The sequence below is a fragment of the Lentzea aerocolonigenes genome, from assembly GCF_000955955.1.
Classification (GTDB): Bacteria; Actinomycetota; Actinomycetes; order Mycobacteriales; family Pseudonocardiaceae; genus Lentzea; species Lentzea aerocolonigenes_A.
The window spans coordinates 1-13,406 of the sequence record NZ_JYJG01000232.1; the positions used below are offsets into that span (position 1 = coordinate 1).

Below are 13,406 nucleotides of genomic sequence, written 5' to 3' on the forward strand. Positions count from 1 at the left end.
CGTCCCACCAGCAACAGGATTCCGGACAGCAGCTGCACACCGGACGCGAGCTGCAGCATGTACCCGGTGGCGTAGAGCGCTCCGCTGAACGCCACCCCGGCCGGCGCCATCGTGCTGGGATCGGGTGCGGGCATGAACATCAGGAACCCGTTCAGGCCCGTCGTCGCGAACAGCAGGCCGGTGAGCACGCGGGTCACGATCGTGGCGTAGCGGCCGACGGCGAACTTGCGGGTCGTGGTGGCGGCGGTGACGGTCGTGGCGGTCATCTCAGGTTCCTCCTGGGCTGTGGTGTCCTTCCACTGATGCGTCGAACGGCCACCACGCCGGATCGACAACCTCGCCCAGAAAATCTTGAGAAATTTTGAAAGCCCAGGTCAGGTGGTACGTGCGGCGCGCACGTGCTCGGCGACTGGGCTGAGCTTCAGCCAGTCCGGCAGCCCGCGCACGACCCAGCGCGGCCCGCTCAGCTCGATCGTGCCCGCCCGCACGGCGTCGAGCAGCTCCACCTCGCCCTCCCACATCCGGTAGAGCGTGGCGATGTCGGAGGCCAGCACCGCGTCGACCTCCAGGCCGGGGTCGGTGTAGCAGACGGAGGCGTCACCGGGTTCGACGACGAGCCAGAACGTGCGACGCCGGTCGTTGATGCGGATCTCGATGGTCGCGCGGCGCGTCAGCGCGCCGGTGTCGACGCGGCCGTGCATCCACCACATCAGCACCTCGGGGTCGAGCTCGTCGGCGCGCGGGTCGCCGAACGCGTAGCGGGCACCCCAGTCGGCGAGACCGAACACCAGCGGCCGCAACGCTTCCCCGGACGGGGTGAGCGTGTACCCGTCACCGGTGCGCTGCACGAGACCGGCGTTCGCGAGCTGCCGGAGCCGCCGCGACAGCAGAGCACGAGAGAGTCCCGGCAGGCCGCGCGAGAGCTCGTTGAAGCGCGAGGCACCGATGAGCATGTCCCGCACGATCAGCAACGTCCACCGGTCGCCCAGCACCTCGACGGCGCGGACGATCGGGCAGTACTGGGCATAGGTCCTCACAGGGGAAGTCTCCGCCGCCGCGGGTGTTTCGTTACCGCCGTCCGGTTCACTTTCAGAACTACCTGCGGGGCTTGCGCGTTCCTAGCTTCGTCCTATGACAACTCTTGACACACCCCGAGTGACCAGCACGTTCCCGACCGTTACGAGGGACGACGACGCGAAGTTCGTCGACCTGGCAGCGCGCATCGGCGCGATCGCGGCGGCCCACGCGCCCGAGCACGACCGGGAGGCGACGTTCGTGGCCGAGGCGTACGAGGCCATGCGCGAGGAGGGCTACCTGGCGTTGGCCGTACCCGAGGAGCTGGGCGGTCTGGGCGCCACGACGCGCCAGGTCTGCTACGCGCAGGCCGAACTCGCCCGGCACGACGGCGCGACCGCCCTGGCCGTCACCATGCACCTCTACCTGACGCTGATGCAGGCCTATCGCAGACGCAAGGGCGCGCCGGACGCGGAGGGCGTGCTGCGGCGCGTCGCGGCGGAAGGCCTGGTCATCGCCACGAGCGGCGGTTCGGACTGGCTGTGGCCGACGACGACCGCGACTGCCGTCGACGGCGGGTTCCTGGTGAGCGGGCGCAAGGCGTTCTGCAGCCAGTCGCCGCGCGCGAACGTCGTGGCGACGTCCGCGGTCCTCGGCGAGGAGGTCCTGCACTTCAGCGCACCTCTGAACGCGGACGGCGTGCGCATCGAGGAAACCTGGGACACGCTCGGCATGCGCGGCACGGCCAGCCACGACGTGGTGCTGGAGGACGTGTTCATCCCGGCCGGGAAGATCGCGGCCCGCAGGCCGTACGGCGAGTTCGGCGCACCGCTGTTCGCCGCGATCGTGCACTTCGCGCCGGTGTGCGGGGCGACGTACTTCGGCATCGCCTCCGGTGCGCGCGACGTGGCCGTTCGCTCCACGTCGAAGAACGCGGTGCGGCAGATCGGGCTGATGGACTACAAGCTGCGCACCGCGTGGTGGTCGCTGATGGGATCGATCGAGGAACTGGGTGACGACTACACGGCCAACGCCGAGTCGACCATCACGGTGATGCTGGCCAAGCGCCAGGCCGTCGTGGAGGCCATCGAGGTCGTGAACATCGCGATGGAGGTCTTGGGTGGACGGTCGTTCTTCAAGCGTTCGCCGCTGGAACGCGCTTACCGCGACGTGCGCGGCGGCACGTTCCACCCGCTCACCCCGGAAGCCACACTCATGTACGCGGGCAAGGTCGCTCAGGGTGACCCGGGAGTCACGGAGTAGGTTCAAGTTGTAGGTGTGCCAAGGGTTTGCGAGTATTCGGGTCCGTCTCTCTCAAAGGAGCGATTCCGGTGGCCACTCGCCTCAACCCGTACCTGCGCTTCGACGGTTCCGCCCGCCAGGCGATGGAGTTCTACCAGTCGATCTTCGGCGGTGAGCTGAGGATCAGCACCTTCGGCGAGTTCGGCATGCAGGACTCGCCGCAGGCCGACCAGATCATGCACGCCCAGCTGGAGACCGAGTCCGGTTACACGCTGATGGCCTCCGACACGCCGCCCGGCATGCCCTACAACCCCGGCGACACCATCACGATCTCCCTCTCGGGCGACGACGAGGTGCTGCGCACGTACTTCGAGCAGCTCGCGGACGGCGGCAAGGTCGGCACGCCGCTGGAGAAGCAGATGTGGGGCGACGAGTACGGCGACGTCGTCGACAAGTACGGCATCAACTGGCTGGTCAACATCGGCAGCCAGGGCTGACGGCAGCGGCGGGGTCACCGTGGTGGCCCCGCCCGCCGCGTTGACGCATCATGTCGACCATGAGCGAGCGTCTGCGCGGCGTGGTCGGCCAACTCGCGCTCCGTCCCGACGACCGGGTGCTGGAGATCGGCTGCGGCCAGGGGGTCGCGGCCACGATGGTGTGCCAGCTGCTGGACACGGGCACGCTCACGGCGATCGACAGGTCCACGAAGATGGTCGAGGCCGCCACCCGCCGCAACGCCGTGTACGTGGCGTCGGGCAAGGCCGAGTTCCTCATCGCGTCGCTGGAGGACATGAGCCTCGGCGACCGGCGGTTCGACCTGGTCTTCGCGGTCAGGGTCGGGCTGTTCCACCGCGACCCTGACCGCGCGCACTCGCTGCTCGCGCCGTGGCTCGCGCCTGGTGCGCGTGTGTGCACCTTCTACGACGTGCCGGTTTAGGTGCCGTCGATCAGCCGGATGGCCAGTGCGGGGCTGAACTGACCGGCGGGCACGGTCGGTGCGGTACCGCACTCGCCGTCGGAGTTGCCCGGGGTTTTGATCCACAGCAACATCTCCGCGCCGCCACCGGCCTGCGCCGTCGTGCCCAGCTTGCGGCCTGCCGGGTTGCACCACTCGCCGTTGCCGCCGTTGCCGTTGCGGCTGGTGTCGATGACGAACTTCGCGCTTGTTCCCGAGGCGACCGCGTTGGCGTAGCTGACCGAGGCGCTGGTCGAGTAGTAGTTCGACACGTTCACCGAGAAGCCCCGCACGTTGCCCACGCCCGCGGCTTTCAGTCGTGACGCCATGGTGGCCGCCGGGACCCAGCCCGCGTTGCCGCCGTCCAGGTACGCGTAGGTGTTGGGCGCCTTCTGCTGGAACATCTGAGTGGCGTAGAGGAGCATGCCGTTGCGCTCGTCGATCTGGGCCTGGGTCATGCACTCGAAGTCGCCCAGCGCGTCCGGCTCGATCACCACGACCGCCGGTTTCGCACCGATTCCCGCGGCGAAACCGGAGATCCACGTGCGGTAGGCGGCCGGGCTGCCCGCGCCGCCGCCGGAGTGGCCGCCGCACGCGTCCCTGCCCGGCAGGTTGTAGGCGACCAGGACCGGCAGCTTGTCGTTGCCGTCCGCGGCGCCCGTGTAGCCGGCGACGGTCGAGCCGATGTTCGCGTCGTCGCCGAACCAGCGGGCGATGGGCTTCGAGCCGATCGACGACTGGATTCTGGCTGCCCGCGGGTCATTCGAGTGGTCGCGGGCCCAGGTCGCGGGTGCCGAGTTCGGGTTCACGTAGAAGCCGCTGGTCAGGTCGAGCGGGTTGGCCGCGGTGGTGAAGGTGTGCCCGGTGTCGGCGAACGCGGTGATCCAGGCGAGGGCGGAGTTCCAGTTGATCGCCACCTCGTTCGTCGACCACGAGCCGATGTCGTCGATGTAGCACTTGGCGGGCGTGCAGTTGCGGAGGTTCTGCTGCGCGACCGGGTCCTGCAGGCCGGAGTTCGGGCCACCCGCCAGTGCGCCGGGCGGTGGGTTCGGGAGCTTCGGGTCGAGCTGGTGCGCCCAGTGGCGGTGGTGCTGGTTGCGTGCGTCGCGTTCGCCGTAGCCGGTGACGAACGACCTGTTCACGGCGTTGCGGCCGAGCAGGTAGTCGAACGACTCCAGCACGCCGTCCCGGTAGCGAGGTTGCTTCGTGAGGTCGTAGGCCATCGCCATGATCATCGCGGCGTTGGCGGTGGAGCTGGCCGAACCCCACGCGTAGCCCGGCGCTGGATCCGGATAACCCTGTTGTCTCAGCGCTTTGACGTACCCGTTGGCGACGCTCAGCAGCCTGGCCCTGGCGGTGATCACCTTGCTCAGCGGGAACTTCTGCGGGGCGCGCAAGATCGTCAGGTCGGCCAGTGCGCCCGTGTCCTTCCACGAGAATCCCGTTGTGGTCAGCGTGGTGGTGATGCGGTTGAGGTACTTCCAGTTGCCTGTCGTCGCGTACAACTCCGCCGCAGCCCAGGAGAACTCGTCGCGGACATCGGTGTCGTCGTAGGGGCCGCCGCCGACGTTGTCGTCTCTTGGCGCGTACACAGCCGGGTTCTCGTTCGCCGCTGTCCAGGCGCGTTCGGCCGCGGTCAGGCATCGAGGGTCTTGGAAGACGCGCGCGCACTGGGCACCGGCGGCCGCGAGGTTCAGCGTGGCCGCGGTGGAGACCGCGTGCAGGTAGCGCGGCTGCGGATCCTGGTGCGGCAGCGTGGGAAGCGGCGTCCAAGCGAGGTCGTGGATCTTGTGGTGCACCATGCCGCCGGGGGCCTGCATGCGCATCAGGAACTCGACCTCCCACATCGCCTCGTCCCGCACGGCCGGGTCGGGTTTGCGTTCGTAGGCGTCCATGAGCTGCCACGCGGCCAACGCGCCGTTCACGACGTACTTGCCTTGGTCGCCCGCGTCATACCAGCCGCCGCGCACGTCCAACGAGTAGTCGCACACGCCTGGCAGGCACGGCACCGATGCGTCGCTGAGGTGTCCGGCAGGCCTGGCGTAGGCCTCCCCCACCCGGTCGGCCTCGATCGGAGTGCCGCTTCGGTTGTGGTAGAAGTACGCCAACGAGTCCTCGCTGAGCCGGCTGTACGGGTTTTCCGTGATGTCGAACGGAAGTGACGCGTCCGCGCCGACTACGAGCGTGAAGCCGCTGCCCGTGTGGCGATACGACGTGAAGTCCGCGATGTGCACGTGATCGCCGGACGTGGTGTCATCGCCGCGAACCCGGGTACGTCCACTCCGGACGGCCTGGCCACTGGCGTCTTTCAGCTGCCACGACACCGGTTTCGTCGCCGAGTTCACGATCGTCGCTCGCTTCGGGCCGTCGAGCGCGTACGCGTGCTGGTTCACGCGCACCGGTGAGCCGTAGGTCCAGCCGCCGCCGGGCGGGATCGCGCCGCCGGTCAGCGAGACGTCGTCGACGCACAACGTGTACGGCTCGGTCGCGCCGCCCAGCTGGAACGACACCTGCTGGTGGATGTCCGACACGGTCGAGGTGCCGCTGAACTCGAAGGACTGCGGTGCCGACAGGGTGACGGGCTTGTTCAGCGCCGACTGGACGACCGCGCGGATCGTGACCGGACGTGAGGCGCTCGCCGTGAACCGGAGCGTGTAGGGCTGACCGGCTTCGAGCGGGATGTCGTTCTGGCCGACCATCGAGTTCCACGGGTTGACCGTCCCAGCCGGAACGTCGGCGCACAGCCTGCCGTCGACGATCTTCGAGGGCGTGTTCCCGCTGCTCCACCACGGGGTCTTGCCCAGGTCGAACGACCCGTTGAGCACGCGTTCGTGCCCGGCCGCGTGAGCCGGAGTGGTCATGGTGAGCACGAGTAAGACCGGCAGGCCTGCAGACAGCACAGTTGCCGTGAACCTGAGTCCAACAGTCATTGGTGGCCTCTTCACAGATGCATGATCTCGTGGTTACAGTCCTGTAAGCGCTTCCAATTTCGGCGAACTGTACGCCACATCACAGCACTTCAAAAGACCGTAATCGCTTCCGGAACTGGAGGTATCTCCATGAGGAGACTCTTCGCGCTGGCCACCGTGGTCGCGCTCTCAGCCTGTGGCGCCCCTGCCACCGACGACGGCACGACCCTGGTCGTCAAGACGTTCAGCCAGTTCGGCTATGAGGACCTGTACCGCGAGTACGAGGCGTCGCACCCCGGCGTGAAGATCAAGGAGGAGAACATCGGCAAGCTCGGCGACTACACGCCGAAGCTGCAGCAGTGGATGCAGACCGGCAAGGGCGCGGGCGATGTCGTGGCGCTGGAGGAGGGCATCCTCGTCCAGTTCATGGCCAAGCCGGACCAGTTCGTCGACCTGCGCGAGCACGGCGCGGCCTCGCTGGAGCCGAACTTCCTGCCGTGGAAGTGGAAGCAGGCCGTGAGCGGTGACGGCAAGATCGTCGGGCTCGGTACGGACGTCGGCGCGCAGGGCATGTGTTACCGCAAGGACCTGTTCGCGGCCGCGGGGTTGCCGGCAGATCGCTCGGACGTCGGCGCGCTGTGGCCGACGTGGGACGCGTACATCGAGGTAGGAAAGTCGTTCAAGGGCGCGAAGTTCTTCGACTCGGCCGGTGGTGTGTTCCAGAACGTACTGATGCAGCAGGGTGATCACACGTACTACGACACGTCGAACAAGCTGGTCATCGACAGCAACCCCGGCGTGCGCGAGGCGTGGGACACGACCATCCGGATGGTCGAGGCCGGGCTGTCGGCCAACGTCGACCAGTGGAGTCCGCAGTGGAACGCGGGCTTCAAGAACGGCGCGTTCGCGACGATCCCCTGCCCGTCGTGGATGCTCGGCACGATCGAGAAGCAGGCCGGGCCGGAGCTCAAGGGCAAGTGGGACGTCACCCGCGTGCCGGGCGACGGCGCGGTGCGCGGTGGGTCGTTCCTGGCGGTGCCGAAGCAGTCCCAGCACCAGAAGGAAGCCGCTGAGCTGGCGAAGTTCCTGACCAGCGCTCGCGGGCAGACCGCCGCGTTCAAGTCGAGGAACAACTTCCCGTCGTCACCGCAGGCCATCGACGACCCGGTGGTGCGCGAGTTCACCAACCCGTACTTCGGCGACGCGCCGGTCGGGAAGATCTTCGGCGAGAGCGTGAAGGCGTTGAAGCCCGTCTACCTCGGCCCGGACAACATCGCGATCAACGACCGGGTCGTGAACGCGCTGACCGCCGTGGAGCAGAAGAAGCTGACCGCGGACGAGGCGTGGAGCAAGGCCGTGGCCGACGCACAGCGGCTGGTCAAGTGAAGACCTTCTCGGAACGGTTCTCGCCTTACCTGTTCGTCGCGCCGTTCTTCGTGATCTTCGCGGTGTTCGGTCTGTTCCCGCTCGTGTACACGGCCTGGGTGTCGGTGCACGAGTGGGACATCGCCGGGCAGGGCGGGTTCGTCGGCCTGGACAACTACGTCATGTTGTTCAGCGACCCGGACTTCTGGAACGCCACCTGCAACACCATCGGCATGCTCGTGCTGGCCACGGTGCCGCAACTGTTCTGCGCGCTGGTGCTGGCGTCGTTGCTGAACCAGAAGCTGCGCGGGCTGACGTTCCTGCGGATGGGCGTGCTGCTGCCGATCGTCACCTCGGTGGCGGCGGTCGGCATCGTGTTCAGCCAGATCTTCGACCGGGACGCGGGCATGGCGAACGGGCTGCTGGGGCTGGCGGGCTTCGCGCCGATCGACTGGCACGCCGACAAGTGGTCGTCGTGGACGGCGATCGCGACGATGGTGAACTGGCGCTGGACCGGCTACAACGCGTTGATCTACCTGGCGGCGATGCAGGCGGTGCCCCGTGATCTCTACGAGGCGGCCACTGTGGACGGTGCGTCGAAAGTGCGGCAGTTCTTCAGCATCACCGTGCCGAACATCCGGCCGGCGATCCTGTTCACCGTGATCATGTCGACGATCGCGGGCATGCAGCTGTTCACCGAGCCGCTGATCTTCGGGCAGGGCGGGTTCGCGATCTCCGGTGGCAGCCTGCGGCAGTTCCAGACCCTGTCGATGTTCATGTTCGAGAAGGCGTTCCGCGACTTCGACTACGGCTACGGGTCCGCCGTGGCGTGGCTGATCTTCCTGATGATCACGCTGCTGGCCGTGGTGAACTTCCTGATCACGAGGAGAAGCCGATGATGGTCAGGCTGACGCTGGCCGTGGCGATCGCGCTGTCCGCGTTCCCGCTGTACTGGCTGTTCGTGGTGGCGACGCGGGCCAACGACGTGGTGGGCGACTGGCCACCGCCGTTGCTGCCCGGTCCGAACCTGTGGGACAACGTCGGGCGGCTCTTCGACGCCGAGCAGGCCAACTTCCTGCTGGGCATGGGGAACTCGGCGCTGTCGTCGGCCGTGGTGACGGTCTCGGTGGTGTTCTTCAGTTCGCTGGCCGGGTTCGCGTTCGCCAAGCTGCGGTTCCGCGGCCGCAACGCGCTGCTGCTGGTCATCCTCGGCACCATGATGATCCCGGTGCAGATGGGCATCATCCCGCTGTACCTGATCATGGTGGAGCTGGGCTGGCAGAACCGCCTCGAAGCGATCATCGTGCCGTCGCTGGTGTCCGCGTTCGGGGTGTTCCTGATGCGCCAGTACGCCGAGAAGGCCGTGCCGGACGAGCTGATCGAGGCCGCGCGGGTGGACGGCTGCTCGACGTTCCGGATCTACTGGACGGTCGTGCTGCCCGCGTTGCGGCCGGGCGCGGCGGTGCTCGGGCTGTTCACGTTCATGGGGACGTGGAACGAGTTCCTGTGGCCGCTCGCCGTGCTCGAGGCCGACAACCCGACCGTGCAGTTCTCGTTGTCGCAGCTGTCCACGACCTACTACACCGACTACACGCTGATGTTCGCGGGCGCGCTGGTCTCGACGGTGCCGCTGCTGGTGGTGTTCGTGCTGTTCGGGCGGCAGATCATCGGCGGGATCATGGAAGGCGCGATCAAGGCTTGAGGCACCAGGGAGGGATGCGACACTGTGGGCATGAACAGGCCGGTGACCGTCGATGACGTCGCGAAACACGCGGGAGTGTCGATCGGCACCGTGTCGCGGGTGATCAACAACGCTCCGCACGTGAGCCGCAAGGCCCGGGACGCGGTCGAGCGCGCCATCGACGAGCTCGCCTATGTGCCGAACAAGACCGCGCAGTCGCTGGCCGGGCAACGGCGCGGCTCGGTGGTGCTGGCGATCTCCAGCGACGATCCGGGGTTGTTCGCGAACCTGTTCTTCGCGCAGGTCGTCACCGGGGTGAACGCGGTGGTCGAGGAGACCGACCTGGAGCTGCAGCTGGTGCTGGCGGCGTCCGACCGGGGCCGCGCCCGGCTGTCGCGGATCTTCAAGGCGCGCGCGGCCGACGGTGTGATGCTGCTGGCGTTGAAGGAGAACGACCCGCTGTCCGCTTTGGCCGAGTCGAGCGGGCTGCCGGTGGTTCATGGTGGACGGTCGCTGGACTCGGAGCCGCGGTTCTACGTCGACGCGGACAACCGGGGTGGCGCGCGTTCGGCGGTCGAGTACCTGATCTCGTTGGGGCGCAGGCGGGTCGCGACGATCACGGGCTCGCAGGATCAGCACGTCGGGGTGGCGCGGTATCTCGGTTATCGCGAGGCTGTGGTGCTGGCCGGGCTGGACGACTCGCGCGTGGCGCACGGGGACTTCAGCGAGGCCGGTGGGGCTGCGGCGATGACGTCGCTGCTGGACCGGTTCCCCGACCTGGACGCGGTGTTCGTGGCTTCTGACGCGATGGCGGCCGGGGCGTTGTCGGTGCTGGCGGCTCGGGGCGTTCAGGTGCCTGACGAGGTGGCCGTGGTGGGGTTCAACGACATCGTCACGGCGCAGCACACGACGCCGGCGTTGACGACGGTGCGGCAGCCGATCGACGCGTTGGGGCGGGAGATGACGCGGATGCTGTTGCGGCTGATCGACGGAGACACGCCGACCTCGCTGATCCTGCCGACCACTTTGGTTCGCCGCGAGTCGGCCTGAGGTCTCCGCGACCCACCCCAGCCGACCGCGCCGGGCCTGGTCACCCCGGGGATCTCCCCCGACCTGCTCACCCAGCCGGCCATCCGGGCGCGTCCAAAGTCAACCCGAGGATCTCGTCCACGCGAGCCTCCCAGTCCACTTCCGCCACCGTTCCGCCGAGCACCGCGACCGCCGCCAACGTCACCGTGCCCTCGATCTCCGCGGTCAGCGTCGGCACGCTCGCCGAACCCACGAACGCCGTGCCCTGCGGCGCGGCCTGCCACTCCGCCCCGGTCCAGCCCCTCACTCCCACCAGCGGTGAGGGCAGATCCGTGGCCCACCCGGTCAGTTCGGCCTTGGTGCCGGGCGGCGCCGCGATCACCCGGTGGATCCGCAACTCCTGGTCGTCCCACACCGCCGTGACGCTCTCGATCCTCAGACCCGGCACCATCGGCTGGTGCGCGTCGAACACCGGCCGATGCCAGGACGCGGCCCAGTTGCCGTCAGCGCCCAGCGGGTGGATGCGCCTGCGGACACTGCGGTTGCCCCTGATCACCAGGCTGATGTGGTTGTCGGCCGGGTTCTTCGCGGACGTCGGGCCGGTCGACGTCGAGTAGGCGAACCGGCTGTAGAGCGGGTCGTCCTCGGTCGCGTACTCCCCCTCGAACGGCCGGACGTGGTCGCTGCCGTGGTTGTGCAGCCTGGTCACGCCGTTGTGCCGCTGGATCAGCAGGCCTGGTCCTGGCAGCGCAAGCGTTTGGTTCTCCTCTGTGCGCTCTTCCGGTGCGGTCCACAGTGGATGATCCGGTCCGGCGAGCAGGCAGACGAACGCCTTCGAAGCCCAGTACGGCGAGCCGGGTCCGGAGTAGGGCTGCAACGTGGCCTCGTGCGGACCGTGCCAGCCGAGGCTGAGCAGGCCGTCGGTGAGTGACCCCCGGTCGAGGAAGTACCTGAGCGTGTTGCCGATGAGGTACCGGGAGTGGCCAGGCCGCAGCGGTGTCTCGCCGGTGACCGCGCCGAGCGCGATGGCGGACACCGTCGCGAACCGGTAGGTGAGGGACCGTCCGAAGTAGATCGGAGCGCCGTCCGCGCCGAAGAGCAGGTGGAAGCTCTCCAGGTGTTCGCGCAGGTGCGTGGTGATCGGCTCGCCGTCGAGGAACGCGCCGAGTGCCGGGTAGAGGTGCAGGGCCCAGCCGTTGTAGTGGTCGAACGCGCGGCCGTCGCCGTCGGAGTACCAGCCGTCGCCGCGGTACCAGCCTTGGAGCAGCTCCATCGCGCGGAGCCTGGCTTGCCTGGTCTCGTCGTCGCCGCGACCTGCTGCCTCCAGGAACGCGGCGACGGTGTACGGGAAGAAGTACCAGTTGTTGGCCGCCGGGACGTGCCGCAGCGCTTCCCGCAGCCACGCTTCGGCGCGGTCCTGCTGGGGTTCGGACAGCTTGTCCCACAGCCACGGCTTGGTCAGGCGCAGACCGAGTGCGACCGACGCGGACTCGACCATCGGCTGGCCGACGTCGGTGATCGCGGGCCACTCCCCCGCCGTGCCGGCCACGAGTCCGGCGGCGTAGCGCTCCAGCCAGCTGTGCGGGTCGTCGCCGTGCGCGGTGCGGAAGGCGGCGGCGAGGAACGTCCTGGCGTAGCCCTCCAGGCCGTCGCTGCGGACTCCGTTGCGGGACGGACGGCCGGGGAGGTCGAGGAAGGCCTGGTCGGGTGAGGCGTACCGCCAGGCGGAGTCGAGCAGTCCGTCGGCGGCAGCCACCCAATGTGCTCGGGTGAGGCCGGTGTGGGGGCTGAGCACGCGGTCGTCGCCGGGCAGCTTCACGCGAACGTGTTCCCTTCGTTCCACGGGCACCTGGCCCTCGTCGGCGGCGTCACGCGATGCGCTCCCGGCGTTCCGCGGGCACCGGTGTCGAGAACGGCTCACCGTTGACCCACCTGCGCACTTCAGCGACCGCGTGGTGGGCCAAACGCCCCCACTCGTTGCCCTGGGAGCCGGCCAGGTGGGGTGTGATCAGCACGTTGTCGCTGCGCCACAACGGGTGGTCCGGCGGCAGCACCTCGGGATCGGTCACGTCGAGCACCGCGCGGATGCGGCCCACCTCGCGCACCAGCGCTTCCTGGTCGATCACCGCGCCACGAGCGGTGTTGATCAGCACCGCGTCGTCGCGCAACTGCTCCAGCAGCTCACCGCTCACCAGTCCCCTCGTCTCCGGGAGCAGTGGCGTGTGCACGCTGACCACGTCGCTGCGCCGGAACAACTCCGCGAGGCCCACCGACTCGGCACCGTCCACTTCGGCCACGAACGGGTCGTGCACCAACACGTGGAAATCGTACGGCCGCAACAGCTCGATCACCCGGCGGCCGATCATCGACGCGGACAGGACGCCGATCGTGGCGCCGTAGTTGCCGACGGTCGATGGGAGGTCGTAGTGGTCGATCCGCTTGGTGGCCTTGTAGTCACGCGCTCGTTCCAGCACACGTTTGCCGCTCAGCAGGATCATCGCGAGGGTGTACTCGGCGACGGGCAGCGCGTTGGCCGTCGCCGCCGACGAGACGACGATGCCGCGGTCCCAGCAGGCGTCCGTGACGAAGCCCTTGACGGAACCCGCGGTGTGCACGATCGCTTTGAGGCTGGGCAGACGGCGCAGGACCTCAGCCGTGATCGGCGGGCACCCCCAGCCGGTCACCAACAGGTCCACGTCGGGGATCGCATCGAGGTCCTGGCTGACCGGGCCGAAGTCGCAGATCGCCTCGAGCTGATCGAGCACGGGTGTGAGGACGGTGTTCACCGCGTCGGCCGACATCGCACCCGCTGCCCTCACTTGACGGCTCCGGCGGTCAGACCGGCGCGCCAGAACCGTTGCAGCAGCATGAACGCGAGGATCAGCGGCAGCACGGCGAACAACGATCCCATGATCACCACCGGGTAGTACTCGGGGCTCACCGTGGCGGAGCTGTTCCACTGGTAGAGGCCGAGGCTGACCGGATAGAGCTTCTGGTCCGACAGCATGACCATGGGCAGGAAGAAGTTGTTCCAGATCGCGGTGAGCTGGAACAGGAACAGCGTGATCAGGCCCGGTCCGAGCATCTTGAGCGCGACCTTGAAATACGTCGCCAGGTCACCCGCGCCGTCGATTCTCGCGGCTTCCAGGACCTCGTCGGGCACGTAGCCCTGGCTGAAGATCCGGCCGAGGTAGACGCCGAACGGGTTGAA

The 13,406-nt window shown here is 68.1% G+C and carries 13 protein-coding genes; 7 read left to right on the plus strand and 6 right to left on the minus strand.

Annotation, left to right across the window (positions count from 1 at the left end):
- A partial coding sequence (locus UK23_RS28075) for a hypothetical protein (protein WP_045314661.1) occupies positions 1 to 266 on the minus strand: 266 nt, incomplete at its 3' end.
- Between the two features lie 108 nt (positions 267 to 374).
- A complete protein-coding gene (locus UK23_RS28080; protein WP_045314662.1) occupies positions 375 to 1,037 on the minus strand; it encodes a winged helix-turn-helix transcriptional regulator in 663 nt (220 codons plus the stop codon).
- A 94-nt stretch (positions 1,038 to 1,131) separates the two neighbouring features.
- On the opposite strand from UK23_RS28080, the gene UK23_RS28085 reads away from it, so the two are divergent.
- The 3 genes from UK23_RS28085 (at position 1,132) to UK23_RS28095 (ending at position 3,193) form a co-directional block, all read left to right on the plus strand.
- Positions 1,132 to 2,277, plus strand: coding sequence for an acyl-CoA dehydrogenase family protein (locus UK23_RS28085; RefSeq protein WP_045314663.1), 1,146 nt, complete (start codon positions 1,132 to 1,134; stop codon positions 2,275 to 2,277).
- A 68-nt stretch (positions 2,278 to 2,345) separates the two neighbouring features.
- Positions 2,346 to 2,753 carry a VOC family protein gene (locus tag UK23_RS28090; RefSeq protein ID WP_045314664.1) on the plus strand — a complete coding sequence of 136 codons (408 nt, stop codon included), beginning with the start codon at positions 2,346 to 2,348 and terminating at the stop codon, positions 2,751 to 2,753.
- Positions 2,754 to 2,812: 59 nt separating this feature from the next.
- Positions 2,813 to 3,193: a class I SAM-dependent methyltransferase gene (locus tag UK23_RS28095; protein ID WP_196777921.1), complete on the plus strand. Its 381-nt coding sequence runs from the start codon at positions 2,813 to 2,815 to the stop codon at positions 3,191 to 3,193.
- Here the strand turns inward: UK23_RS28095 and UK23_RS28100 are convergent.
- Positions 3,190 to 6,072: a glycoside hydrolase family 9 protein gene (locus UK23_RS28100; RefSeq protein WP_196777922.1), complete on the minus strand. Its 2,883-nt coding sequence runs from the start codon at positions 6,070 to 6,072 to the stop codon at positions 3,190 to 3,192. The two genes, UK23_RS28095 and UK23_RS28100, sit on opposite strands and share 4 nt — an antisense overlap.
- 198 nt (positions 6,073 to 6,270) lie before the next feature.
- Between UK23_RS28100 and UK23_RS28105 the strand changes: the two genes are divergently transcribed.
- From UK23_RS28105 to UK23_RS28120, 4 genes are read left to right on the plus strand one after another with little or no spacing between them, the layout of a single operon-like run.
- Positions 6,271 to 7,506 carry an ABC transporter substrate-binding protein gene (locus UK23_RS28105; RefSeq protein WP_045314666.1) on the plus strand — a complete coding sequence of 412 codons (1,236 nt, stop codon included), beginning with the start codon at positions 6,271 to 6,273 and terminating at the stop codon, positions 7,504 to 7,506.
- Positions 7,503 to 8,384, plus strand: a complete 882-nt coding sequence (locus UK23_RS28110; RefSeq protein WP_196777923.1) for a carbohydrate ABC transporter permease — start codon at positions 7,503 to 7,505, stop codon at positions 8,382 to 8,384. The genes UK23_RS28105 and UK23_RS28110 overlap by 4 nt, the downstream gene beginning before the upstream one ends.
- Positions 8,381 to 9,187 (plus strand): carbohydrate ABC transporter permease, encoded by an 807-nt coding sequence (locus tag UK23_RS28115; RefSeq protein WP_045314668.1) that lies wholly within the window; start codon positions 8,381 to 8,383, stop codon positions 9,185 to 9,187. The genes UK23_RS28110 and UK23_RS28115 overlap by 4 nt, the downstream gene beginning before the upstream one ends.
- Positions 9,188 to 9,217: 30 nt before the next feature.
- The gene (locus UK23_RS28120) at positions 9,218 to 10,216 is read left to right on the plus strand and encodes a LacI family DNA-binding transcriptional regulator (protein ID WP_045314669.1); all 999 of its coding nucleotides are present in this window, start codon (positions 9,218 to 9,220) and stop codon (positions 10,214 to 10,216) included.
- A 67-nt stretch (positions 10,217 to 10,283) separates the two neighbouring features.
- Here the strand turns inward: UK23_RS28120 and UK23_RS28125 are convergent, their stop codons facing one another.
- The 3 genes from UK23_RS28125 to UK23_RS28135 form a co-directional block, all read right to left on the minus strand.
- Entirely contained in the window at positions 10,284 to 12,038 is a 1,755-nt protein-coding gene (locus tag UK23_RS28125) for a DUF2264 domain-containing protein (RefSeq protein WP_231114709.1), read from the minus strand.
- Between the two features lie 25 nt (positions 12,039 to 12,063).
- On the minus strand, positions 12,064 to 13,014 hold the full coding sequence (locus UK23_RS28130) for a hydroxyacid dehydrogenase (protein ID WP_231114710.1): 951 nt from the start codon (positions 13,012 to 13,014) through the stop codon (positions 12,064 to 12,066).
- The coding region (locus UK23_RS28135; RefSeq protein WP_045314672.1) for a carbohydrate ABC transporter permease at positions 13,011 to 13,406 on the minus strand (396 nt) is incomplete at its 5' end. The genes UK23_RS28135 and UK23_RS28130, both read right to left, overlap by 4 nt.

Excerpts from the sequence above, each read along its gene's own strand:
- UK23_RS28120 (WP_045314669.1), top strand. The coding sequence starts at position 9,218 with ATGAACAGGCCGGTGACCGTCGATGACGTCGCGAAACACGCGGGAGTG.
- UK23_RS28100 (WP_196777922.1), bottom strand. The coding sequence starts at position 6,072 with ATGACCACTCCGGCTCACGCGGCCGGGCACGAACGCGTGCTCAACGGG.
- UK23_RS28105 (WP_045314666.1), top strand. The coding sequence starts at position 6,271 with ATGAGGAGACTCTTCGCGCTGGCCACCGTGGTCGCGCTCTCAGCCTGT.
- UK23_RS28085 (WP_045314663.1), top strand. The coding sequence starts at position 1,132 with ATGACAACTCTTGACACACCCCGAGTGACCAGCACGTTCCCGACCGTT.
- UK23_RS28095 (WP_196777921.1), top strand. The coding sequence starts at position 2,813 with ATGAGCGAGCGTCTGCGCGGCGTGGTCGGCCAACTCGCGCTCCGTCCC.
- UK23_RS28115 (WP_045314668.1), top strand. The coding sequence starts at position 8,381 with ATGATGGTCAGGCTGACGCTGGCCGTGGCGATCGCGCTGTCCGCGTTC.